The sequence below is a fragment of the Amycolatopsis sp. CA-126428 genome (assembly GCF_002904335.1).
Lineage (GTDB): Bacteria > Actinomycetota > Actinomycetes > Mycobacteriales > Pseudonocardiaceae > Amycolatopsis.
This window is the reverse complement of record NZ_PPHF01000158.1, coordinates 1-24099: the sequence shown is the minus strand read 5'-3', so window position 1 is coordinate 24099 and position 24099 is coordinate 1. Positions and strand designations below refer to the sequence as shown.

General features: G+C 70.6%; 20 protein-coding genes. 9 read left to right on the top strand and 11 right to left on the bottom strand.

Annotated features, from left to right (window positions below):
• Positions 1-3 precede the first annotated feature (3 nt).
• The 3 genes from C2L58_RS40850 to C2L58_RS40840 form a co-directional block, all read right to left on the bottom strand.
• Positions 4-1698, bottom strand: coding sequence for an alpha/beta hydrolase (locus tag C2L58_RS40850; RefSeq protein ID WP_103342981.1), 1695 nt, complete (start codon positions 1696-1698; stop codon positions 4-6).
• Entirely contained in the window at positions 1698-2015 is a 318-nt protein-coding gene (locus tag C2L58_RS40845; RefSeq protein ID WP_233226203.1) for a hypothetical protein, read from the bottom strand. Before C2L58_RS40845 ends, C2L58_RS40850 begins: the two co-directional genes overlap by 1 nt.
• 183 nt (positions 2016-2198) lie before the next feature.
• Positions 2199-3641, bottom strand: a complete 1443-nt coding sequence (locus C2L58_RS40840) for an MFS transporter (RefSeq protein WP_103342979.1) — start codon at positions 3639-3641, stop codon at positions 2199-2201.
• Between the two features lie 122 nt (positions 3642-3763).
• On the opposite strand from C2L58_RS40840, the gene C2L58_RS40835 reads away from it, so the two are divergent.
• Positions 3764-4345 (top strand): short chain dehydrogenase, encoded by a 582-nt coding sequence (locus C2L58_RS40835; protein WP_103342978.1) that lies wholly within the window; start codon positions 3764-3766, stop codon positions 4343-4345.
• Positions 4346-4351: 6 nt separating this feature from the next.
• Here C2L58_RS40835 and C2L58_RS40830 read toward each other — a convergent pair whose 3' ends face one another.
• Positions 4352-4846 carry a carboxymuconolactone decarboxylase family protein gene (locus tag C2L58_RS40830; RefSeq protein WP_199191680.1) on the bottom strand — a complete coding sequence of 165 codons (495 nt, stop codon included), beginning with the start codon at positions 4844-4846 and terminating at the stop codon, positions 4352-4354.
• Between the two features lie 134 nt (positions 4847-4980).
• On the opposite strand from C2L58_RS40830, the gene C2L58_RS40825 reads away from it, so the two are divergent.
• Entirely contained in the window at positions 4981-5445 is a 465-nt protein-coding gene (locus C2L58_RS40825; protein WP_103342976.1) for a MarR family winged helix-turn-helix transcriptional regulator, read from the top strand.
• Here the strand turns inward: C2L58_RS40825 and C2L58_RS40820 are convergent.
• Entirely contained in the window at positions 5442-5858 is a 417-nt protein-coding gene (locus C2L58_RS40820; protein WP_103342975.1) for a cupin domain-containing protein, read from the bottom strand. The two genes, C2L58_RS40825 and C2L58_RS40820, sit on opposite strands and share 4 nt — an antisense overlap.
• Before the next feature lie 63 nt (positions 5859-5921).
• Here C2L58_RS40820 and C2L58_RS40815 point away from each other — a divergent pair, with 63 nt between their 5' ends.
• Both C2L58_RS40815 and C2L58_RS40810 read left to right on the top strand, forming a co-directional pair.
• A complete protein-coding gene (locus C2L58_RS40815) occupies positions 5922-7058 on the top strand; it encodes an acyl-CoA dehydrogenase family protein (protein WP_103342974.1) in 1137 nt (378 codons plus the stop codon).
• Between the two features lie 40 nt (positions 7059-7098).
• Entirely contained in the window at positions 7099-8046 is a 948-nt protein-coding gene (locus C2L58_RS40810; RefSeq protein WP_103342973.1) for an SDR family NAD(P)-dependent oxidoreductase, read from the top strand.
• Here the strand turns inward: C2L58_RS40810 and C2L58_RS40805 are convergent.
• Positions 8043-9212, bottom strand: a complete 1170-nt coding sequence (locus C2L58_RS40805) for an aminotransferase class V-fold PLP-dependent enzyme (protein WP_103342972.1) — start codon at positions 9210-9212, stop codon at positions 8043-8045. The two genes, C2L58_RS40810 and C2L58_RS40805, sit on opposite strands and share 4 nt — an antisense overlap.
• A gap of 46 nt (positions 9213-9258) precedes the next feature.
• On the opposite strand from C2L58_RS40805, the gene C2L58_RS40800 reads away from it, so the two are divergent.
• Together C2L58_RS40800 and C2L58_RS40795 are read left to right on the top strand one after the other, a co-directional pair.
• Positions 9259-9885 carry a GntR family transcriptional regulator gene (locus C2L58_RS40800; RefSeq protein WP_103342971.1) on the top strand — a complete coding sequence of 209 codons (627 nt, stop codon included), beginning with the start codon at positions 9259-9261 and terminating at the stop codon, positions 9883-9885.
• Complete coding sequence (locus C2L58_RS40795) at positions 9882-10640, top strand: metallophosphoesterase (protein WP_103342970.1); 759 nt, start codon at positions 9882-9884, stop codon at positions 10638-10640. The genes C2L58_RS40800 and C2L58_RS40795 overlap by 4 nt, the downstream gene beginning before the upstream one ends.
• On the opposite strand, the gene C2L58_RS40790 is transcribed toward C2L58_RS40795, so the two are convergent.
• From C2L58_RS40790 to C2L58_RS40770, 5 genes are read right to left on the bottom strand one after another with little or no spacing between them, the layout of a single operon-like run.
• The gene (locus C2L58_RS40790) at positions 10630-12255 is read right to left on the bottom strand and encodes a CocE/NonD family hydrolase (RefSeq protein WP_103342969.1); all 1626 of its coding nucleotides are present in this window, start codon (positions 12253-12255) and stop codon (positions 10630-10632) included. The two genes, C2L58_RS40795 and C2L58_RS40790, sit on opposite strands and share 11 nt — an antisense overlap.
• A 50-nt stretch (positions 12256-12305) precedes the next feature.
• A complete protein-coding gene (gene aspA, locus C2L58_RS40785; RefSeq protein WP_103342968.1) occupies positions 12306-13697 on the bottom strand; it encodes an aspartate ammonia-lyase in 1392 nt (463 codons plus the stop codon).
• Entirely contained in the window at positions 13694-14605 is a 912-nt protein-coding gene (locus C2L58_RS40780) for an asparaginase (RefSeq protein ID WP_103342967.1), read from the bottom strand. The genes aspA and C2L58_RS40780 overlap by 4 nt, the downstream gene beginning before the upstream one ends.
• The gene (locus C2L58_RS40775) at positions 14602-16026 is read right to left on the bottom strand and encodes an amino acid permease (RefSeq protein WP_103342966.1); all 1425 of its coding nucleotides are present in this window, start codon (positions 16024-16026) and stop codon (positions 14602-14604) included. Before C2L58_RS40775 ends, C2L58_RS40780 begins: the two co-directional genes overlap by 4 nt.
• Positions 16023-16670, bottom strand: a complete 648-nt coding sequence (locus tag C2L58_RS40770; protein WP_103342965.1) for a FadR/GntR family transcriptional regulator — start codon at positions 16668-16670, stop codon at positions 16023-16025. Before C2L58_RS40770 ends, C2L58_RS40775 begins: the two co-directional genes overlap by 4 nt.
• 356 nt (positions 16671-17026) lie before the next feature.
• On the opposite strand from C2L58_RS40770, the gene dnaE reads away from it, so the two are divergent.
• From dnaE to C2L58_RS40755, 3 genes are all read left to right on the top strand, one after another.
• Positions 17027-20614, top strand: a complete 3588-nt coding sequence (gene dnaE, locus C2L58_RS40765; RefSeq protein ID WP_103342964.1) for a DNA polymerase III subunit alpha — start codon at positions 17027-17029, stop codon at positions 20612-20614.
• Between the two features lie 99 nt (positions 20615-20713).
• On the top strand, positions 20714-22183 hold the full coding sequence (locus tag C2L58_RS40760; protein WP_103342963.1) for an MFS transporter: 1470 nt from the start codon (positions 20714-20716) through the stop codon (positions 22181-22183).
• 423 nt (positions 22184-22606) lie between these two features.
• A complete protein-coding gene (locus C2L58_RS40755; RefSeq protein WP_103342962.1) occupies positions 22607-23788 on the top strand; it encodes a low temperature requirement protein A in 1182 nt (393 codons plus the stop codon).
• Positions 23789-24099: the final 311 nt, after the last annotated feature.

Sequence of the window (24099 nt, the reverse complement as noted above, 5' to 3'; positions counted from 1 at the left end):
TTCCTACCGTGCGGGTATCGCAAGCTGCGGCATACCCGCCACGATGGCCGCAATGTTGTGCTTGCTGGTGGTGTCGCTGCCATCCGGCAGCGTCCGGGTGTACTCGCTGTGTCCGTATGACGCGGCCAGAGGGGCACCGTCCGAGCCGGTGGCTGCGCCGGCCGACAGTTGAGTCATGCCGTCCATCGCGTAGGGGGCCGCGCCGTAGCGCCACGTTTCAGGCACCCATTGCGCGACAGGGTCACCGCCGGCCGTGATGTTGTACGCGTGGCCGCCCGGCACCTTGAGGTCATGAGCGGTGTTGTCGATGCCGAAGTGGTCCGCCACGCCCGGCGAGCCGAACACCACCGCGTCATCGACGCCCGTGCCGCCGTGGGTCAGGCTGATGCCGGTCACGATGGATCCCTGCGAGTGCCCGAGGGCGGTGAAGTGCGGGTCCGTCGGGCGAGCGGCGTCGATGCCCTGGTCGAACCGCGCCAGCTTGTCGCCGCCGATGTTGGCGTTCTCGCTGGTGATGAGCCCCGTCAGCGAGCCCTTGTCGTCGAAGGACGAGGGCTCGTAGCCGATCCACGTCACGGTGGCGACCGTGCCGCCGCCTTGGGTGGCGAGCATCCGCTCCGCGCTGCGTTGGACGCTGTCCATGTCGTCGACGTAGCCGTGCATGTTGCCGTCCACCGTGCTGTTCATGCCGGGGGTGAAGACGGCGACATGCTGTGCCGTGTCGACATCGCCGTTGGCGATGGCGGCCTTGGGGTGGTCGCCGGTCATGTCCACGGACATCAGCTGGCGGTGGGGGTTCAGGCTGCCGTCCGGGTCGTGCATCATGCCGGAGATCGCATCAAGTGCTTTGAGCCGTTCTTCGACCCGGGCGATCTCGCCGGAGTCGCCGCCGTCGCGCCGCAGCCGGTCGAGTTCCGCAGCGAAACTGCGCTTCTCCTGCTCGACGAGGACCAGATTGGCGTTGCTGCGATCGACGGCCTTGATGCCGTCCCGGTTCCCCACCCAGTCGGGGTGTCGGGCGATCAGTTCCTGCCGCTCCTTGTCCGACAGCGCCGCCCACCAGGCCGCGTTCATCGACGGGTCCGCGTCGACCGCCGGCGGAGGCATGATCGAGGGAGCAGCGTTGGCGGCTCCGGAGTTACCGGCTGCGGCCAGGCTCGTGTGCTCGTTGTCGTTGGCTGTGGCATCGATGACCTGGCCGGCCCGGATGAGGTCGAGCACTGCGCACAGGTCTTCGTCGATGTTCGTCGCCTGCCGCAAAACTTCCTCGACGCGATCCTTGAGCTCCTCGGCGATGCGGCCGCGTTCTTCGGCTACCGGTTCGCGCTGATCCTCCGGCACCTCGGGCGCCCCGTTGTCCACGATCGCGCCGTCACCGGCAATGGTGAAGTGGTTGTGTGCAGCGATCGCCTCGGCTTCCCTGACGCCGTTCTGAACGCCCGTGATGGCGTCGCCGACGTCGCCCGCCCTCCGGCGCAGAGCAGCGAGGTCCGCGGCATATTCCTCGAGGCCGTCGATGATGCCGTTGACTTCCTTCGCCGCGGTGTCGGCGGCCTCGCCGTGCCAGCCCTCTGGCGTGTTGACAGCCCTCAGGTCGTCCGAGCAGGCCACCAGCTTGTTGTAGGCGGCATTGAGGTCACCGACGGCGCCTTGCAAGACGGCGGGGCTCCACCGCGTCACGTCAGACCAGGTGACCATCAGCCGGCCTCCACCGGACCCGTGGCCCGCGTGGAGAGGTCTGCGGCTGCTGCCGACTCCTGCGCCGCGTAGTGGTCAGCAGCCGTGGTCATGTTGGCCGCATGCTTGTCCAGCCGGGATTCGAATCTCTGTTGCCGGTACACCAAAACGTGTTTGACTTCAGCCATCTTCAGCGCTGCGCGCGACCCCGGCATCCCCAAATCGCCACTGGGTACGGCCGCCGTGCACCCCGCGCTGCGCAGGCCGTCAGCCACCCGCCCTGCGGCTTGTCCGGTATGGCGGATCTTGGTGATCACCACCTGATAACCCGTGCTCACAATGCCCTCCCCGGTTTGTAGCAGCTCTGTCACTCTAAGGTATGACATCAAGCGGGAACAACTGTGCGATAGCCGCTTGAGCAGGGGAAATGCAAGTCGGGAGGATCTACGCAGACGCCGTCTGAGTGGATCTACCTATGCCTCGATCGCGGAGATCCGCCGGGTACCGCGGACGCGTGTGCGTCACTCCGCCATGGCCGGTACGGGGACGACGGCCGTCCGGCGCATCGACGTCACCAGCAACGCCAGCCCCGCGAACAGCGCCGCCGCGATCACGCCCGTCACGTTCAGCGCCGTCGTGAACGCCTCTTTCGCCTGCTCGGCCACAGCCGGCCGGGTGACGTCGACCGCGAGAGTCGTCCCCGCCGGGAACACTCCGTGGTACACCGCCGACGCCGTCAGGCCGATCAACGCCATGCCCAGCGATCCGCCGAGGTAGTTGCCGGTGTCGGCCATCGAGGCCGCCGAGCCCGCGCGCTCCGGCGGGACCGATCCCACCACCAGGCCGATGCCCAGTGCGAACAGCGGGCCCGTGCCCAGCGTCAGCACCGTGATGCCCACCACGACCGGCACCAGCCCGCCGGTGACGGTCAGCAGGAGGCTGCCCGCCGCCGACAGGGCCAGGCCGCCCGCGATCGCCGTGGGCGGGGTGACGTACCGGGTCAACGCCGGTGCCGTCATCGTGCCCGCCGCCACGCCCAGGCCCATCGGCGCGAACAGCAGCGCCGAAACGAGCGGGGAGTGGCCGAGGACGCTCTGCAGGTACTGCGTCACCAGCAGGCCGACGCCGGCCATCGCGACGCCCGCGAACACCAGCGCGACCAGCACCGCGGTGAACGGGCGGTTCCGGAACAGCCGCAGGTCCAGCAGCGGCGACGCGGTCGTGAGCTGACGGCGGGCGAAGACGGTGCCCAGCAGCGTCCCGGTGGCGATCGCCGCGAGCGGCAGGACGAGCGAGCCGGTCGCCAGCTGCTTGAGGCCGAACACGATCAGCAGCACCGCGGCCAGCGAGAGCGCCACCCCGGGCAGGTCCAGCCGCCCGGACGCCGGCGCGCGGAACTCGGGCAGCAGCACCGGGCCTGCCACGAGAAGGACGGCCACGGCCGGGACGGCGACCAGGAACACCGAGCTCCACGAGAAGTGCTGGAGCAGGAAGCCGGCGAACACCGGACCGGCCGCGCCGCCCGCGAACTGGCAGGTGGCCCAGATCGAGATGGCTTTCCCGCGCTGCTTCTCGTCGCGGAACATGTTCGTGATCAAGGCGAGCGTCGACGGCATCAGCGTCGCCCCGGCGACCCCGAGCGCCGCCCGGACGACGATGAGCATCACCGGCCCGGTCGAGAACGCGGCGACGATCGACAGGAGCCCGAAGGCACCGCCGCCCGCCAGCAGGAGCCGTCGCCGCCCGATCCGGTCGCCGAGCGTGCCCATGGTGATGACGAACCCGGCGACGACGAAGCCGTAGCTGTCGGTGATCCACAGTTGTTCGGTACTGCTGGCGCCGAGATCCGCGCTCAGCTGCGGCAGCGCGAGGAACAGCGAGGTCATGTCCATCGCGACGAGCAGGGTGGGCAGCACCAGGACCGCCAGTCCCAGCCACTCCCGCCGTCCGGCCGGCTTCTCCATGTCCGCTCCTTCTCCGTGGTTTGTTTGCCAGGGGGTCGGAGCCGGCGCGGGGGACCGGACACGGGTGGCGAAGATTTTTTCGGGACGGCGGAATCGCGGTTGCCGGGGCTAGCTTCGAAGGCGTGAAGATCCTCCTGCTGGGCGCCACCGGGCTCGTCGGACGAGCCGTCGCCGCCGCCCTCGAACCACGCCACGAGGTCTTGCCCGTCTCGCGGACGTCGCCGGTCGGTGCGGACCTGAACGACCCGGCATCGCTCGACGCGCTCTTCGAGACCGGCCCGGACGCCGTCGTGTGCTGCGCCGCCAACGTGCCGCTGCGCCCGCTCACCGAGCTGACCGACGCGCAGGTGCTCGACGACCTTCGCGCCAAGCTGCTCGGCCAGGTCGCGCTCGCCCGGCGCGCGGCGCGGCGCCTGTCCGCCGGGGGCTCGATCACGCTCACCGGCGGGACGTTCACCGAGCCGATCCCGGGCAGCGGGCTCGGCGCGCTCGTCAATGCCGGGCTCGAGGGCTTCGTCCGGTCGGCCGCCGCCGAGCTGCCGCGCGGGCCGCGGATCAACGTCGTCAGCCCTGGCTGGATCAGCGAAACCCTCGTAGCGATGGGGGAGGACGGTCGCGGCGGGACGCCGGTGGCGGTCGTCGCCGAGGCCTACCGCGGACTCGTCGAAGGCGACGCGAACGGCCGCACCGTCGTGCCCCGCTGACCGGGCTCACGCCGCGTGCCAGGCGTGCTCGGCGAAGACGTCGTCGAGTGGGGCGCGGGTGAGGCGGTTCGCGAACGTGGACAGCGTGTACGTCCCGATTCCCAGCACCACCTCCAGGGCGTTCCGCTGCGTGTAGCCGGCGCCGGTGAACGCCGCCAGTCCCTCGGCCGGGACTTCGCCCCTGGTGTCCATGACCGCGTGGACGAAGACGCGCAGGGCCTCCAGCCGCGGCTCCGGAAGCGGGGATTCCGCCCGCAGCGCCGCCACCAGTTCGGGGGCGGCGGACAGGCGGGTCAGCGTGGCCGTGTGCATCGCCACGCAGAGGTGGCACTCGTTGCGCGCGGCCACCGCCATGATCAGCACTTCGCGTTCCAGTGCCGTCAGGGTCGTGGCTTCGAAGATCGCGCTGAGCTTGAGGAACCCGTTGAGCAGTTCCGGTGAGGTCGCCAGCCGGGCGACGGCCGACGGCACGCGGCCGAACTTCTTCGCGGTGGCCGTCATCGCGGGGCGCGCGGCGGGGGGTGCAGACTCCGGGGTGTGATCGGCGAACAAGGTGACTCCCAAGGTGGGCAGAGTAGGTTCGACAACGTGGTTGTCGAAACAGTAAACCTGGTTGTCGAGTTTGGCAAGAGGTCATGACCGACACGCCGGGCTACGAGCTGCCCTTCCTGCTCTTCGGCGGCTTCCGCACGCTCATCGACCGCTTGCACACCGAGCTCGCCCGCCGCGGCCACCCCGACGTCCGGCCGTCGTACGGCTTCGCGATGCAGGCCGTCGGCGTCCAGGGCGCGACAGCGTCGGAGATCGGCCGCCGCCTCGGCGTTTCCAAGCAGGCGGCGGGCAAGACCGTCGACCGGCTCGAGGCGCTCGGGTACGCCGAGCGAGCCGACGACCCGGCGGACGCGCGCCGCAAGATCGTCCGCTTGACCGAGCACGGCATCGACGCGCTCAGGAAGTCGGCGGACATCTTCGACGAGCTGCGCGCGGACTGGGCGCGCACGGTGGGCGCGGACCGGATCACCGCGCTCGAGAACGACCTTCGCGCGGTCGTCGGCCCGGCGGCGTACCGGCTCGACGCGGCGGGCTGGCTGGCGGACTAGAAGCCGCAGCCGGGGTTCGGGGCGTCCTCCGACAGCGGGCTGCCCGCCGGGAGGACGTACAGGACTTCCAGCACCAGCGGCGTCGACCCGAGGTTGCGGCCGATGTGCACCTGGTCGGGCTTCTCGGTGAACGCGCGCCCGGTGGTGAAGATGCCGTCGATGCTGCAGTCGGCCAGGTTGTGCGTCAGCGTTCCGGCCTTCACGTACGCGTAGAGCGTGCCGTCGTGGAAGTGCCAGCCGGTGTACCCGCCGGGCTGGACGGTGATCTCCCGCAGCGTGTAATCCGTGTGGCCGATGGTCTTCTGGGCCAGGATCGTGCCGCTGACGCCGCTGCCGGGCGTCGCGGAAGCGGTGGACGGCAGCAGGACGGCGGCGAGCGCTGCGGCGGCGAGAACAGTGATCTGCTTGCGCATCCGCCCAAGCTACCGCGTCCGGCCGTGCCCGTGGGGGCAGTGATCCGGGTAGCGTGCCGACGCATGGACGCGGACGTTTTCGGGCAGGTCCTCGGCGCGGCGCGGGACTTCGTGCGCAAGGAGGTCGTGCCGCGCGAGGCCGAAATCGACGAACGGGACGAAATTCCCGCGGAAATCCGGGAAAAGGCCGCGGAACTGGGCCTGTTCGGCTGGGCGCTGCCGGAAGAGTACGGCGGGCTCGGCCTGGGCATGGCCGAAGACGTCCGGCTGGCGATCGAGCTCGGCTGGACGACGCCGGCCTTCCGGTCCCTGTTTGGCACCAACAACGGCATCGCCGGCCAGGCGATCGTGCACCACGGGACGCCGGAGCAGCGCACCCACTGGCTGCCGCGGCTGGCGGCGGGGCAGGCGATCGCGTCGTTCGCGCTCACCGAAGCCGAGGCGGGCTCGGACCCGGGTGGCCTGACCAGCCGCGCCGTCCGCGACGGCGACCGGTACCGGCTGTCGGGCACCAAGCGGTTCATCACCAACGCGCCGCTCGCCGAAGTGTTCGTCGCGTTCGCGCGCACCGATCCGGAAAGCCGCGGCAGCCACGGCATTTCCGCGTTCCTCGTGCCCGCGGGCGCGCCCGGCGTCACCGTCGGCCCGCACGACGCCAAGATGGGCCAAGCCGGCGCGTGGACGTCGGAAGTGGTCTTCGACGACGTCGAGCTGGCCGGCGAAGCGCTGATCGGCGAAGAGGGCAAGGGGTTCGGCATCGCGATGGCTTCGCTGGCCCGCGGCCGCCTGCACATCGCCGCGCTGTGTGTCGGCCTGGCCGAGCGGGCGCTCGCCGAAGCCGTCGAGTACGCGCGGACGGCCCGCCAGGGCGGCCGGGTGATCGGCGAGTACCAGCTGGTGCAGGCGCTGCTCGCGGAGTCCCACGCCGAACTCGCGGCGGGCCGCGCGATGGTCCACGAAGCCGCGGCGAAGTACGACTCGGGCGAGGACCGCAGGCTCGGGCCGTCGTCGGCGAAGCTGTTCTGCACCGAGATGCTCGGCCGGGTCGCGGACCGCGCGGTGCAGGTCCACGGCGGGACCGGGTACGTCCGTGGCGTGACGGTCGAGCGCATCTACCGCGACGCGCGGCTGTTCCGGATCTACGAAGGGACCAGCGAAATCCAGAAGCTCGTGATCGCGCGGCAGCTGCTCAAGGGCTGAACTTGCGCTGGAGTGCGCTCCAGGGCCTAGCTTCGGGGACATGACCACCGCACAGCACAAGCTCGGCTCGGGGTTCGGCGCCACCACCACGGCGGCCGAGGTCGTGGCCGGCCTCGACCTGGCCGGCCGGCTCGCGATCGTCACCGGCGGCTACTCCGGCATCGGCCTGGAGACCACCCGGGCACTGACCACAGCGGGCGCGCACGTCGTCGTCCCGGCCCGGCGCCGCGCCACAGCTGAAGAAGCCTTGCGGGGCTTCGAAAACGTCGAGATCGACGAACTCGACCTCGCCGACCTCGGCAGCGTCCGCGCGTTCGCCGAGCGGTTCGCCACGTCGGGGCGCGGAATCGACCTCTTCATCGGCAGCGCCGGGATCATGGCGTCGCCCGAGACCCGCGTCGGGCCGGGCTGGGAGGCGCAGTTCGCCACCAACCACCTCGGGCACTTCGCGCTGGTGAACCGGCTCCGGCCGGCGTTCACGCCGGGCGCGCGCGTGGTTTCGGTGTCCTCACGCGGCCACCACTACGGCCCGGTGCGCTTCGACGACCTGAACTTCGAGCGCGGCTACGACAAGTGGCTCGCCTACGGCCAGGCCAAGACCGCGAACGTGCTCTTCGCCGTCCACCTCGACCGGCTCGCGCGCGACCACGGTGTCCGCGCGTTCGCCCTGCACCCGGGCCGGATCCTCACCGACCTCGTGCGCCACCTGGACCGGCAGGAGCTCGTCGACGCGGGCATGGTCGACGAGTCCGGCCGCGTCACCGGCGGGGCGAAGACGCCGGAGCAGGGCGCCGCGACGCAGGTCTGGGCGGCGACCTCGCCGCAGCTCGACGGCCTCGGCGGCGTCTACCTCGAGGACTGCGACATCGCCGAGCCCGCGCCCGCCGACGGCACCCGCACGGGCGTGAAGGACTACGCGATCGACCCGGTGCAGGCCGAGCGGCTGTGGACCCTCTCGGCCGAGCTGACCGGCGTGAACGCCTTCTAGAGCTTCTCGATCTCCCGCACCAGCAGGTCGATCTCGTCCTCGGTGTTGTAGTAGTGCACCGAAGCCCGGACCAGGTCCGGCAGCGCCCGCGCGGTGAAGTCGAACTGCGCCGAGGTCCGCGTCGACAGGGACGTGTTGATGTTCGCCTCCGCCAGCCGCGCCTTGATGTCCGCGGCCGGGGTGCCCTCGACGCTGAACGTGACCAGGCCGCACTTCTTGGCCCCGGCGTCGTGGACCTGGGCACCGGCTTCGGTCAGCCGCTCCCGCAGGGTGGCGGCCAGCGAAGCGACCCGCTCTTCGATGGCCGGCAAACCCCAGTCGAGCGCGTAGTCGATGGCCGCGCCGAGGCCGCACGCCGCGGCGAAGTCACGCTCCCACACCTCGAAGCGCTTGGCGGTCGGGTCGACGACGTACTCCGTCGGCGACTCCCAGCTCGCCGAATGCAGGTCGAGCATCGCCGGCTCCAGCCGCTCGCGCAGCCGCGGGTGCACGTAGAGGAACCCGGTGCCGCGCGGGCCGCGCAGGTACTTGCGGCCGGTTCCCGACAGCGCGTCGCACTTCAAGCGCGTGACGTCGAGGTCGAGCTGGCCCGCCGACTGGCACGCGTCCAGCAGGAAGGGGATGCCGGCCGCCTCGGCGACCGCGCCGATCTCCTCGGCCGGGTTGACCAGGCCGCCCTGGGTGGGCACGTGGCTGACGGCGATCAGCTTGACGTCGCCGTCGACGCGCCGGCTCAGCTCCTCGACGTCCAGCTGCCCGGATTCGTCGTCGCCGATCACCTCGACGACCGCGCCGGTGCGCCGGGCGACCTGCAGGAACGCGATCGCGTTGCTGGCGTATTCCGCCCGCGAGGTCAGGATCCGGTCGCCGGGGCCGAACGGCAGCGCGTAGAACACCGCCTGCCAGGAGCGGGTCGCGTTGTCGGTGAGCGCGATGTCGTCGGTGCCGGCGCCGAGCAGCCGGGCCACCGACGCGTACACCGCGTCGAGGCGGTCGGCGGCTCCGGCGGCGGCTTCGTACCCGCCGACCAGCGCTTCGTGGCGCAGGTACTCGACGACGGTGTCGGTCACGACGGCCGGGGGCAGCGCGGCGCCCGCGTTGTTGAAGTGGACCACTTCGGCGCAGCCGGGGGTCTCGCGGCGCGCACGTTCGACGTCGAAGCTCATACGAACTGAATACAGTAGTAAGTTATTGTATGCAATACTGCCCGGCATGGCCCGCACCCCGTTGCGCAGCGACCTCCTCGAGCAGATCACCGCCCGCGTGCTCGACCGGCGGCTCGCGGCCGGGTCCCGCGTCAACGAGGTGCACCTGGCGCGCGAGCTCGGCGTCAGCCGGACGCCGCTGCGGGAGGCGCTGATCGGGCTCGCCGATCGCGGCCTGCTGGTCTCCGCGCCCGGCCGGGGGTTCCTGGTGCCGCCGTTCGACCCGGACGAGGCGCGCCGGCTCTACCCGCTGGTGGCCGAGCTGGAAGCCCTCGCGCTGCGCTGGACGTCGCCGGTCGAGCTGGCCGGGCTGCCGGACGCGCTCGACGCCGTCGCCGGCGAGATGGCACGCGCGGACGGCGGTGATCTGTCCGCATTGGACGAACGATGGCACGCGCTGCTGCTGTCGCGCTGCCCGAACCCGCACCTGCTGCGGCTGATCGAGCAGACCAAGCCGCTGCTCAAACGCTACGAATCGGCGTACTTCGCCCGGCACGACCACGCCGGGGAGAGCATCGAGGAACACCGCCGCATCGCCGCGGCCCTGCGTGCCGGCGACCTGACGGCCGCGTCGGCGGTGCTCGTCGCCAACTGGGTCAAGGCACTGGCGTACCTGGGGAAGGACGAAAGATGATCATCGCGCACCTGAGCGACCTGCACCTCGACGGCGACCCGCGGGCGGAAGAGCGCGTCGCGGCGGTGATGGGCTACCTCGGCGGGCTGGCGCGGCCGGTCGACGCCGTCGTCGTCACCGGCGACATCGCCGACCACGGCACGGCGGAGGAGTACGCGCGCGCCGCCGAGCTGCTGAAGCACCCGGCGCCGGTGCTGGTGTGCCCGGGCAACCACGACGTCCGCGCGGCGTTCCGCACGGGACTGCTCGACCTGCCGGCTTCGGACGGCCCGATCGACCTGGCGCAGGAGATCGGCGGGGTGCTGTTCGCGCTGTGCGACTCGACGATCCCGGGCCACGGCGCGGGTTTCCTGTCCGACGAGACCCTGGCGTGGCTCGACGGCGTCCTCTCCGGCGGTGACGGCCCGGCGTTCGTCGCGTTCCACCACCCGCCGGTGGAGGTCGGCGTCCCGCTGGTGGACGCGATCCGGCAGACCGGCTCGGAGCGGCTGGCTCCGGTATTGGAACGGCACCCGCGAGTGGCGGCGCTGCTGGCCGGGCACGTGCACACCGGCGCCTCGACGACGTTCGCCGGAGTTCCGCTGCGCATCGCACCGGGCGTCGTTTCGGGCTCGCTGCTCCCGATCGAGCCGGGCGCGGACCGCGGCTGGGCCGAAGGCGGCCCGCTGGACCACGACCGCCCGCCGGCCCTGCTGCTGCACGTCCTCCACGACGACGGCCGGGTGACCAGCCACCACCGCGTGGTCAGCTGCTGAACACCGGCAGCGTGATCCGGGACGGCCGCGCCGCGTCGTGGAACACCTCGAAGCGGTTCGGCTTCCCGGTCACCGCCGAGGTGACCGGCTCGCCCGTGCCGTGGTTGCGGGCGAAGCGCGGGAACGCGCCGCCCGCCACCTGGACGCGCAGGCGGTGGCCGCGGCCGAAGCGGTACGCCGTCGGGTCGAGCGTCACTTCCGCGGTCACCACCCCGTCGGGGTCGGCCGACGGGACGCCCGGGCGCAGCCGCAGGATTCCGTCGGTCACGTTGCGGGAGACACCGCCGGCATCGACGTCGCACAGCCGGACGTAGACGTCGGCGTGGCCCAGCTCGGTGCGCACGTGCACGGTCGCTGACACCTCGCCGATGACGTCGAGGTCCGCCGGCAGCGGCTCGCCGGTGAACACCAGCACGTCCGGCCGGGCCTCGACCTCCTGGTTGTCCCGCTGCTTCCACTCGCCCGTCAGCAGCGGGCCGCCGACCGCCGGCGTCGGATCGGCCGGGTCGTAGGTGAACGGCGTCGGCAGCGCCGGGTCGGTCGCGACCTCGCCGAGGCCGCCGATCGGCCGCAGGTGCGCCTCGGTCGCCTTCGACGGCGGCGGCCAGGACTCGAAGTCCAGCCACGTCCCGGCGCCCTGGAGGAACAGCCGGACCGGGGCCCGCTGCAGCTGGGTGCGGTCGCCGAGCAGGTGCGCGCGCAGGAAGCCGAGCTGGTCGCGGATCATCGGGCCCATGCTCGCGGGCTCGCCGTGCGCCCACGGCCCGATCGTGATCCGCGGCGCCTTGCCCGCGTCGGCGAGGAGCCGGAAGTCGCGCAGCTGCGAGCCGATGAACAGGTCGTACCAGCCGGTGACCATCGACACCGGGACGTCGAGCCGCGCCACTTCGGCGCTGTGGTCGGACATCGCCCAGTACTCGTCGCCGGGCACGAAGTGCTCGGCGACGTCCTGGAGGAACCGCACCGGCTTCCCGATCGCGGCGACGTCGGCGCCGCTGATCGGCAGGTGCGCCATCGCCCGGCGGGTCTTGCGCGTCTGCAGCGGGTTCGGCAGCGCGGCGAAGCGTTCCTCCTGGCGGCCGATCATCGCCGACCACGAGACCATGTTGTCCGCCGCGAGCACGCCGCCCGGGTAGAACGTCGAGACGAACTCCGACGCCGTCACCCCGAGGCACATGGCCGCCAGCGGCGGGTCGAGGTACGGCCCGACCGCCCACTGCGTGTGCCCGAGGTAGCTGGCGCCGGCCATGCCGAGGTTCCCGTCGCACCACGGCTGGGCCCGCAGCCACTCGGCGGTGGCGAGCCCGTCCTCGCGTTCGAGGTGGAAGGGCCGGAACTCGCCGCCGGAGCCGAACGAGCCGCGGGTGCTCTGGACGACCGTCTGCAGCCCGTGCCGCGCGAAGGTTTCGCCGAAGAGCTTCGAGGCCAGGCCCTTGCGCCCGTACGGCGTGCGGATCAGCACGACCGGCGCCGGCGTCGTCCCGTCCGGGGCGTACCGGTCGGCGAGCAGCGTGACGCCGTCGGGCATCGGCACGGCGAGGTCGCGCGTCACGACCGGCTTGGGGCCTTCGGTGCGGGGGAGGCCGAGCAGCTTGTCGACAAGTCGGTCCAGCACGGGCGGCCGCCTTCCGAAGTGGAGTAGATCCATCCGGATCCGACCGTACCTCAGTTCGCGCGCGCGAGGGTTTCCGGCCGCAGCAGCCTCGCCAGCTCTTCGGCCGGGATCAAGCCCTTCTCGACGACGAGCTCGGCGACCCCGCGCCCGGTTTCCAGGGCCTCCTTCGCGATCTCCGTCGCGGCCGCGTAGCCGATGCTCGGGTTGAGCGCCGTGACCAGGCCGATCGAGTTCTCGACGTAGGCGCGCAGGACGTCCACGTTCGCGGTGATCCCGGAAACGCACTTCGTGGCCAGCGTCCGGCAGGCCGCGCCCAGGTGCGTGATGCTCTCCGAAAGCGAGTGCAGGATGATCGGCTCGAACGCGTTGAGCTGCAGCTGCCCCGCTTCGGCGGCCATCGTCACGGTGACGTCGTTGCCGATCACCTCGAACGCGACCTGGTTGACCACCTCGGGGATCACCGGGTTGATCTTGCCGGGCATGATCGACGACCCGGCCTGCACCGGCGGCAGGTTGATCTCGTTGAGCCCGGCACGCGGCCCCGAGGACAGCAGCCGCAGGTCGTTGCAGCTCTTCGACAGCTTGACCGCGATCCGCTTGAGGACACCCGAAAGGTGCACGAACGCGCCGCAGTCCTGGGTGGCCTCGACCAGGTCGGCCGCGGTGACGACCGGCAGCCCGGTGATCTCGCGCAGGTGGCGGCACGCCGCTTCGGCATAGCCCGGCGCGGCGTTGAGGCCGGTGCCGATCGCGGTCGCGCCGAGGTTGATCTCGTGCAGCAGCGCGACGGCCTCGCCCAGCCGCAGCCGGTCCTCGCCGAGCATCACCGCGTAGGTGCCGAACTCCTGGCCGAGCGTCATCGGCACGGCGTCCTGCAGCTGCGTGCGGCCCATCTTCAGCACGTCGTGGAACTCGACGGCCTTGGCCGCGAACGCCTTCTCCAGCACGACCATCGACTCGGACAGTTCGCGCACGGCGATGATCGTCGCGACGTTGACCGCGGTCGGGTAGGCGTCGTTCGTAGACTGCGAGAGGTTGACGTGCTCGTTGGGGTGCAGGACGTGGTAGTCGCCCTTCGCGTGCCCGAGCAGCTCGAGCGCGCGGTTCGCGATCACCTCGTTGGCGTTCATGTTGGTCGACGTCCCGGCGCCGCCCTGGATGACGTCGACGACGAACTCGCCGTGCAGCGCGCCTTCGCGGATCTCCCGGCAGGCCGCGCGGATCGCGTCGGCGATGGCGGGGGAGAGCAGGCCCAGCTCGGCGTTGGCGCGCGCGGCCGCCTCCTTCACCGAGGCCAGCGCCTCGACCAGGTGCGGGTACGCGGCGATCGTCGTGCCGGTGATGGGGAAGTTTTCGCGGGCGCGGGCGGTGTGCACACCCCAGTACGCGTCCGCGGGGACGTCCTTGTCGCCCAGCAGGTCGTGCTCGCGGCGGGTGGTCATACGGTGCTCCCCACGGAAAGGGTGAAACGGAGGTTGTCCGGGCCGGGCGGGACGGCCACCCCGCCCAGCCCGAGCAGCGCGGCCAGCACGGGGTACCGCGCCCGGTCCCCGCCGTCGGCGATCTTGACCGCGATCGCCGTGCCGTCCGGCAGCGCGGCAACCTGGACGGCCTCGAACCCGTCCTTGGCGATCAGCCCGGGCACCGCGCGCATGACGGCGGTGACGTCCCGGCGGTTGCCGCCGACCAGCTCCGGGTGCCGCCGGATCCCGTCGGCGACCAGGCCCTCCGGCGTGCCGGGCGCGGCCGTGGCGATCTTCGACACGGCCGTCGCGAGCCCCCGCAGCGTCGTCGCGAAGAGCGGTGCGCCGCAGCCGTCGACCGCGACCCGCGCGATGCCGCGGCCGGTCAGGTCCTCGAAGGTGGCGGCGATCGCGCGCTGCAGCGGGTGGGCCGGGTCGAGGTAGCCGTCGGTGGCCCAGCCGTTCAGCTCGCAGGTCGCGAGCATCGCCGCGTGCTTGCCGGAGCAGTTGTGCGCGAGCCGCGCCGGGGCCCGGCCGGCGGCGATCCAGCTGTCCCGCTCGGCCGGGTCGAACGGGAAGTCCGCGGGGTTGCCCAGCAGGTCCGGGGAGCGGCCGTCGAGCACCTCGAGCGCGGCGTCGAGGTGCATCGGCTCGCCGGAGTGGCTGGCCGCGGCGATGGCGAAGCCGGCCGGGGACAGGCGCAGGCCGAGCCGCGCCATCGCGGTGGCCTGCAGCGGCTTCGCCGTCGACCGCGGGTACATCGGCGTGTCGACGTCCCCGGCGGCGAACCGCGTCGAGCCGTCCGGGGCGAGCACCACGGCCGAGCCGTGGTGGACGCCCTCGACCAGCCCGTCGCGGATCAGCTCGACGAGGGGTGCGTGGCTCACCGGCCCTCCTCGTCGAACGCGCGCATGTCGATCCGCTTGCGGACGCCGAACCAGCCCACGACCAGGGCGACGGCGATCGCCGGCAGCGCCAGCAGGGTGATCCGGCCGGTCTCGTCGAAGCCCATCAGCACCACGACGGCGGCGAGGAACACCAGCGTCGCGATCTCGGTGCAGGGCGAGAACGGGAGCCGGAACGACGGCCGCTCGAGGCCGTCGCGCTTCGCCTTGCGCACGAACAGCAGGTGGCAGAGCACGATGATGGCCCAGGTGGCCAGGATGCCGATCGCGGCGAAGTTCAGCACGATGTCGAAGGCTTCCTTCGGCACCAGGTAGTTGAGCCCGACGCCGAGCACGCAGACGGCCGCGGTGAGCAGGATCCCGCCGTAGGGCACGTGGTTGCGGTTCATCACGCCGGTGAACTTCGGGGCCGAGCCCGCCACCGCCATCGACCGCAGGATGCGGCCGGTCGAGTACAGCCCGGAGTTCAGGCTGGACAGCGCCGCGGTGAGCACGACCAGGTTCATCACGCTGTCCGCCGCGGGCACGCCCAGGTGCGAGAGCACGGTGACGAACGGGCTCTGGTCCTTGGTGTAGGAGCTCCACGGCAGCAGCATCGCCAGCAGCACGACCGAGCCGACGTAGAAGACCAGGATGCGCCACATGATGGAGTTGATCGCCTTCGGCATGATCTTCTCCGGGTGCTCGGTCTCGCCCGCGGCGACGCCGACCAGCTCGACCGAGGCGTAGGCGAACACCACGCCCTGCACGATCAGCACCATCGGCAGCAGCCCGGACGGGAAGATCCCGCCGTGGTCGGCGATCAGCTGCGGGCCGCCCGCGACGCCGTCGATCGGCGTCTGCGTCACCAGCAGGAAGATGCCGATCACCATGAACAGCACGAGCGCGGCGACCTTGATGATGGCGAACCAGAACTCCATCTCGCCGAACAGCTTCACCGACACCATGTTCAGCGTCAGGACGACGGCGAGGGCGATCAGCGCGAGGACCCACTGCGGGATCGGCGAGAAGAACGACCAGAAGTGCGCGTACAGCGCGATCGCGGTGATGTCGGCGATGCCGGTGGTCGACCAGTTCAGGAAGTGCATCCAGCCGGCGACGTACGCGCCCTTCTCGCCCATGAACTCGCGGGCGTAGGAGACGAAGGCGCCGCTGGAGGGCCGGTACAGGATCAGCTCGCCGAGCGCGCGGACGACGAAGAAGGCGAAGAGCCCGCAGACGCCGTAGACGATCGCCAGCGCCGGCCCGGCCTGGGCGAGCCGCCCGCCCGCGCCGAGGAAGAGGCCGGTGCCGATCGCCCCGCCGATGGCGATCATGTTGACGTGCCGGGACTTCAGGGCCTTGCTGTACCCGGCGTCGCCCGCATCGGTGGTGGTGGCGGCCGTGAGGGTCTGTTCGGTCACTGCTCCCCGTTCACGATGCTGGTCAGAGTGGCTTCGACGTGCTGCAGGTGCGCCGTCATGGCTTCGACGGCTTGCTTTTCGGAACCGCTTTCGATGGCGGTGACGATCTCCCGGTGCTCGATGTTCGACCGGCGCCGCCGGTCGCCGAGCTGGTTGAGGAAGGCGGACTGGCGGGCGAGCGCGTCCCGGATCTCCTCGATCACCTTCCCGAACACCGGGTTGCCCGAGGCCTGCGCGATGGTGATGTGGAAGAGCGAGTCGAGGGCCACCCAGGCGGTGTTGTCGGTCTCGGCGTCCATCCGGTCGAGCAGGTGGGCGAGCAGGTCGAGGTCGTCCTGGCTCCGCCGCACGGCCGCGTACCCGGCGACCGGGATCTCGACGTGCCGACGCACCTCGATGAGGTCGCGGGCCGAATAGGGCCCGAAGGTGGGGTTGTCGGCCGGGCCGGTGGCGGTGACGAAGGTGCCCTTGCCGGTCTTCGACTCGGTCATGCCGAGCGCCTGGAGACCGCGGAGGGCTTCCCGGATCACCGACCGGCTGACTTCGAACTCCCTGCTCAGGGCGGCTTCGGAGGGGAGTTTGTCGCCGATGGCGTACTCGCCGCGTTCGATCGTGGAGCGCAGGTGGGCCAGCACGGCTTCCATGGCACTCACCCGGCGAGGACCACCTTGTCCGGCTGTCTGGCTGTCAGACAGGTTCATGGCGGGAATGCTCGGTCCCGGCGTCGCCGGTGTCAACGCGAACTCCGCGCCCTGTGGCCCACCTCACCGTCGTGCTCGTGAGTGGTAAGGCGGGTTAGAACCCGCCTTACCACTCACGACCCGCGTCCGCGCGTGACCGGGTGGCAGCGGCGCGTGTCGTGATCGTTTCCGCTCGAAGGGGCCGCGCGTCGGTGCTCCGGTCCGGCCCCGCCGAGGCGCACAATCGAGCCCGGTGAGCGCGGGATAAGGTGAGAGACCCGGGCGCGCCGGTCCGATCCACCTAGGGGAGGTTTTCGCTGGTGTCGAACGATTCTTTCGTCCACCTGCACGTCCACACCGAGTACTCGATGCTCGACGGTGCGGCGAAGATCGCTCCCCTCTTCGCGGAGGCGGCGCGCCTCGGCATGCCCGCGGTCGGCATGACCGACCACGGCAACATGTACGGCGGCGACGAGTTCTACCAGCAGTCGAAGAAGCACGGCCTCAAGCCGATCATCGGGATCGAGGCGTACATCGCGCCGGAGTCGCGGTTCCACAAGAAGCCGGTCTTCTGGGGCCAGTCGAACCAGCGCGGCTCCGACGAGCTCGGTGAGGGCGGCGACGTCTCGGGCGCCGGCGCGTACACCCACATGACCATGCTCGCGCAGAACGCCACCGGGCTGCGGAACCTCTTCAAGCTGTCCTCGCTGGCCAGCATGCAGGGCTACTACCGCAAGCCCCGGATGGACCGCGAGCTGATCGCCGAGAACCACTCCGGGATCATCGCGACCACCGGCTGCCCCTCGGGCGAGGTGCAGACCCGGCTGCGGCTGGGCCAGAAGGAGGCGGCGATCCAGGCCGCGTCCGACTACAAGGACATCTTCGGCGCCGACAACTTCTTCCTCGAGCTGATGGACCACGGCCTGCCGATCGAGCGGTCGGTCCGCGAGGGCCTGCTGGAGGTCGGCCGGCTGCTCGACCTCAAGCCGATCGCCACCAACGACTCGCACTACGTCACCAAGGACCAGGCCGACACGCACTCGGCGCTGCTGTGCGTCCAGGCCGGCAAGACCCTCAACGACCCGACCCGGTTCAAGTTCGACGGCGACGGCTACTACCTCAAGTCCGCCGCCGAGATGCGCGAGTACTGGGACAAGGAGGTCCCCGGCGCGGCCGACACGACGCTGCTGATCGCCGAGCGCGTCGAGTCCTACGAAGACGTCTACTCGCACAAGGACCGGCTGCCGTTCTTCGAGGTGCCGGAGGGGTACGACCAGGGCGGCTGGCTGCGCGAAGAGGTCCAGCGCGGGCTCAAGTGGCGCTTCCCGGACGGCGTGCCGGACGAGTCCTACAACGAGCGCATCGAGATCGAGCTCGACGTCATCATCGGCAAGGGCTTCCCGGCCTACTTCCTGATCGTCGCCGACCTCATCAGCTACGCCCGCAAGGTCGGCATCCGGGTCGGTCCCGGCCGTGGTTCGGCCGCCGGTTCGCTGGTCGCGTACGTCCTCGGTATCACCAACCTGGACCCGATCCCGCAGAAGCTGCTGTTCGAGCGGTTCCTGAACCCCGAGCGCGTCTCGATGCCCGACATCGACATCGACTTCGACGACCGCCGGCGCGGCGAGATGATCCGGTACGCGACCGACAAGTACGGCTCGGACAAGGTCGCCCAGGTCATCACCTTCGGCACGATCAAGACGAAAGCCGCGATCAAGGACAGCGCGCGCGTCCACTTCGGCCAGCCGGGCTACGCGATCGCGGACAAGATCTCCAAGGCGCTGCCGCCGCCGATCATGGCGAAGGACATCCCGCTCTCGGGCATCGTCGACAACAAGCACGAGCGCTACGGCGAGGCCGCCGAGGTCCGCGCGCTCGTCGAGACCGACGACGAGTGCAAGACGATCTTCGAGACCGCCCGCGGCCTCGAGGGCCTGATCCGCAACGCCGGCGTCCACGCCTGCGCGGTCATCATGTCCTGCGACCCGCTGACCGACGCGATCCCGCTGTGGCAGCGTGACGACGGCTCGATCATCACCGGCTGGGACTACCCGTCGTGCGAGGCCATCGGCCTGCTGAAGATGGACTTCCTCGGCCTGCGCAACCTCACCGTCATCGGTGACGCGATCGACAACATCAAGGCCAACCGCGGGGTCGACATCGACCTCGACCGGCTCGGCATGGACGACCCGGAGACGTACAAGCTGCTGGCCCGCGGCGACACGCTCGGCGTGTTCCAGCTGGACGGCGGCCCCATGCGCGACCTGCTGCGGCGCATGGAGCCCACGGTGTTCGACGACATCGTCGCGGTCGGCGCGCTGTACCGCCCCGGCCCGATGGGCATGAACGCGCACAACGACTACGCCGACCGCAAGAACAACCGGCAGAAGGTCAAGCCGATCCACCCGGAGCTCGACGAGCCGCTGCGGGAGATCCTGGCCGACACCTACGGCCTGATCGTGTACCAAGAGCAGATCATGCACATCGGCCAGAAGGTGGCCGGGTACACGATGGGGCGCGCGGACGTGCTCCGCCGCGCGATGGGCAAGAAGAAGAAAGAAGTCCTCGACAAGGAGTACGAGGGCTTCGAGGCCGGCATGCGGGCCAGTGACCTGCGGCCCGGCGGCTTCTCGCCCGAGGCGATCAAGGCGCTCTGGGACACGATCCTCCCGTTCGCCGGGTACGCGTTCAACAAGAGCCACGCGGCCGCGTACGGCCTGATCTCGTACTGGACCGCCTACCTCAAGGCGAACTTCCGGGCCGAGTACATGGCCGCCCTGCTCACGTCGGTCGGCGACAACAAGGACAAGTCGGCGGTCTACCTGTCCGAGTGCCGCCGGCTCGGCATCAAGGTGCTGCCGCCGGACGTCAACGAATCGGCCCTGCGCTTCGCGGCCGTCGGGGACGACATCCGCTTCGGCCTCGGCGCGGTCCGCAACGTCGGCGCGAACGTCGTCGAGTCGATCATCAAGACCCGCGAGGAGAAGGGCAAGTACGCCTCCTTCACCGACTTCCTCGACAAGTCCGAGCTCGTGGCCTGCAACAAGCGGGTCATCGAGTCGCTGATCAAGGCGGGCGGGTTCGACTCCCTCGGCCACACGCGGCTGTCGATGATCCAAGTCCACGAGGACGCGGTCGAAGCCGTCGTCCCGCTCAAGCGCCAGGAGGCGATGGGCCAGTTCGACCTGTTCGGCTTCGGCGGCGAGGAGGGGGAGGCAGCGCCGTCGTCGTCCCCGCTGGCGCACCTGAAGTTCGGCGAGGAGGAGTACCCGCGCAAGCAGCTGCTCGCCTACGAGCGCGAGATGCTCGGCCTGTACGTCTCGGCGCACCCGCTGGACGGCGCCGAGCGGATCCTGCGCAAGCACGCCCCCAAGCCGATCGCGAGCATCCTCAACGATCCGCCGAAGGAAGGCGAGCTGGTGATCTCCGGGCTGATCACCTCGCTCGAGCGGCGGGTCAACAAGAAGGGCGAGCCGTGGGCGATCTGCACGGTCGAGGACATGGACGCCTCGCTCGAGGTGCTGTTCTTCCCGAAGTCGTACGCGCTCTTCGCCGGTGAGCTGATCGAGGACAACGCGGTCCTGGTCAAGGGCCGGGTCAACTGGCGCGAAGACAAGATGTCGATCTTCGGCGGCGGCCTGGCGACGCTCGACCTGTCGGAGGTCGGCACCGGCAACGGCGACGACGAGCCGCCGCTGGTGCTGCTCGCGGCGGCGGAGAAGATCGACCAGTCGGTGGTGAGCGAGCTGCGGTCCACGCTGCTGGCGCACAAGGGCGAGACCCCGGTGCACCTCAAGCTGGTGGGCAAGAACCAGACGGTCTTCGCGCTGTACGACTACCCGGTCAAGGTCAGCTCGATGCTGATCGGCGAGCTGAAGGGCATCCGGGGCATCACCGCCTCCACGTGAGGCTTCGGGATCCGTGCCGACAACGCGCGCGGATCCCGCCTTTCGTGTTTGCTGGGTGGGGTATCCCCGGCCCATGAACTCGCGTGAGGTCTGCCCTCGATGACGTACGAACCCGATCCCCGCCGCTGGAAAGCGCTTGCCGTCTCGCTCACGGCCGGGTTCATGGGCCTGCTCGACGTCAGCATCGTCAACGTCGCCCTCCCCTCGATGCAGTCCGGGCTGCACGCGAGCAGCGGCGGGATCCGCTGGGTCGTCTCCGGCTACGCCCTCGCGTTCGGCTTGGTCCTGGTCACCGGCGGCCGCCTCGGCGACGCGTTCGGCCGCCGGAACATGTTCCTCGGCGCCCTCGCCGCCTTCGTCCTCACCAGCGCACTGGCCGGCGCGGCCCCGAACGAGACCACGCTGGTGCTCGCCCGCCTCGCCCAGGGCGTGGCCGCGGGCATGCTCACCCCGCAGAACACCGGCCTGATCCAGGACCTCTTCCGCGGCGCCGAGCGCGGCCGCGCGTTCGGGATGTTCGGTGCGGTCGTCGGCATCTCGACGGCGGTCGGCCCGATCCTCGGCGGGTTCATCATCGCCGTCTTCGGGGCGCAGGACGGCTGGCGCTGGGTGTTCTACGTCAACGTCCCGATCGGGGTCCTCGCGTTCGCCCTCGCGCTGCGGCTGCTGCCCCGCAGCGAGAAGAAACAGCTCAAGATCTCCTCGGAGATCGACTTCGTCGGCATCGTGCTGCTCGCGGTCGCCGTCCTCGGCGTGCTGCTCCCGGTCGTCGACGCCGACCAGGGCGGCCTCAAGCGAATGTGGTGGCTGTTCATCGTCGCGGTCGTCTTCGGGGTCGCGTTCGTGCGCTGGGAGCACTCGGTGGTCCGGCGCGGCCGGTCCCCGCTGCTCGACACCCGCCTGTTCACCGGCACCCCGGGCTACGCCACCGGCGCGGCGGTCGGCGCCCTCTACTTCTGCGGGTTCGCCGGGATCTGGCTGGTCTTCGCGATCTACTTCCAGCAGGGCCTCGGCTACTCGCCGCTGCAGTCGGGCCTGTCGGTGACGCCGTTCGCGCTCGGTTCGGCGGTGTCGGCGGCGGTCGCCGGGCGCCTGGTGCCGCGTTTCGGCCGCCGGTTGACCGTCACCGGGCTGGGCATGGTCGCCGTCGGGCTGCTGGCCGTCGCGCTGCTCGCCCAGCTGGTCCCGCCGTCGGCGTCCGGCTGGGCCTTCGCGTTGCCGCTGGTGTTCGCGGGCGTGGGCGGCGGGATGGTGATCTCGCCGAACACGACGTTGACGCTGGAGTGCGTGCCGGTCCGGATGGCCGGGGTCGCCGGCGGCGCGCTGCAGACCGGACAGCGGATCGGCACGGCGATCGGCACCGCCGTGCTCGCGTCGGTCTTCGGCATGGTCCTCGGCCACGGCTATCCCGTGGCGCTCACCGTCGCGCTCAGCTGCGCGGCCTTCTTGACGTGCGGCGCGCTCGCCCTGGCGCTCGCCGAGCTCCGCGCCCGACGGCACCGGGCTTCCGAACAAGAGCGGGAAGCTCGCCAGGCCGAAGCTTCCGCCGCGGACGTCCACCGGGGCTGAGAAACTACTTTCCGCAGATTCGCGATGCTCCATCCGAGTGACGCGCGCGGAAAGACACTGGTGCTACGGAGAGCAACCGGGTAGATCTTATGGAGCCTTCACTGCGCGGCTTTGGCTACCGACAGTGGCAATCAGTCAGCCACCCGGGGATGGGGTGACCGGCTTGAGCGATCGAGGCGTCCGGAGTACGAGGGAATGGACACACTCGGTCACCTTCCGTCCAGTGGGTGTCGGCGTCCGCGGGGGACCGTCCGGCACTCGCGGAAGGGCTGCCCATCGGTGCCCGCCGGCGCGTGACGGTGGCGGGCGGGCCCGGGGGAGGGGGAACCGGGCCCGCCCGTCTTCACCCGTGTCGTGCTTCCACGCGGCTCGTGATCATGTTGGGATGACCGCGTCCGACTGGCACGAGCCCGGGGAGCCCCGATGACCGAGCACCTGCCGCACCGGGTGTGGTACCGGCCGATGCGCGCCCGCGACAGCGGCGAGGACCACCGCGTCGCGACCCCGCTGGAGCTGCTGTTCGACCTGTGTTTCGTGGTCGCCGTCGGCCAGGCGGCCGCGCAGCTGCACCACGCGCTGGCCGAAGGCCACGTCGCGCACGGCGTGTTCTCGTTCGCGCTGGTCTTCTTCGGGATCTGGTGGGGCTGGCTGAACTTCAGCTGGTTCGCCTCGGCGTTCGACACCGACGACGTCCCGTACCGGCTGGTCACGCTGCTGCAGATCGCCGGCGGCCTGACCGTCGCGGCCGGGGTGGAGCGCGCGTTCGACGGTGACTTCCGGGTGATGGTCGCCGGCTACGTCCTGATGCGGCTCGCGATGGTCGCGCAATGGCTGCGGGCCGCCCGGACGGACGCGGAGTGCCGCCCGGCGGCACTCCGCTACGCCGCGGGGATCGCCTTCTGCCAGCTGCTGTGGATCGGCTACCTGTGGCTTCCGCACGGCCTGCAGCCGTACGCGTTCTTCGCCTTCGCGATCCTGGAGATGGCGGTGCCGGTGTGGGCGGAGAGCCGCCAGGGCACGGCGTGGCACCCGCACCACATCGCCGAGCGGTACGGCCTGTTCACCCTGATCGTGCTCGGCGAAGTGATCCTCAGCGCGACGAACGCGATCAAGGAGGCCACCGCCGAACCCGGCCACCTCGGCACGCTGATCTCCCTGGCCGCGGCGGCGCTCGTCCTGGTGTTCTCGATGTGGTGGCTCTACTTCGACCGGCCGGGGCACGCGCGTCTCGTCCGCCGCCCGACGATGTTCACGTCGATGAGCTGGGGCTACGGCCACTACTTCATCTTCGCTTCCGCCGCGGCCGTCGGCGCCGGGCTCGAGGTGGCGGTCGCCTACGACACGGGAGCGCTGCCCGGTATCGGCGGGGTGGCCGCGGCGCTGGCGACCACGGTCCCGGCCGCGGTCTTCCTGCTGAGCGTGTGGCTGCTGCACATCGGCCCGGCGAACGAATGCCGCCCGATCGCCATCGGGTTTCCGGTGACCGCGGCGCTCGTCGTCGCGGCGTCGTTCACTCCGGCGCCGATCCACGTCGCCGCCGGGCTCGCGGCCGCGCTCGTCGTGCTGACGGTGGTCGCGACGCACGGCGAGCGTCACCCGGCCTGACGGCGGTATCGGTGCAGGTCAACGGCCTGGCGCGAGAAAAGGGACCCCCCTGTGCAAGGGGGTTTCGGGGGCATGTAAAGTTCTCCAAGTCGCCAGGGAAACCGGGTGGCCGCCGGGAACACGAACCAAGCTCCTACGATCGTGGTAGAGTGGGTAGTCCCGAACCAGGGTGGTATCCCTGGAACAAAGCTTGAAACAATAGCCGAAGACCAAAGCGCTTCGCGGCGCGGCGGTCCGAAGTGTGTTGCTTGAGAACTCAACAGTGTGCTAGTGAACTAAGCCAGTAGAGCTTATGTATTGAACCTCGTATG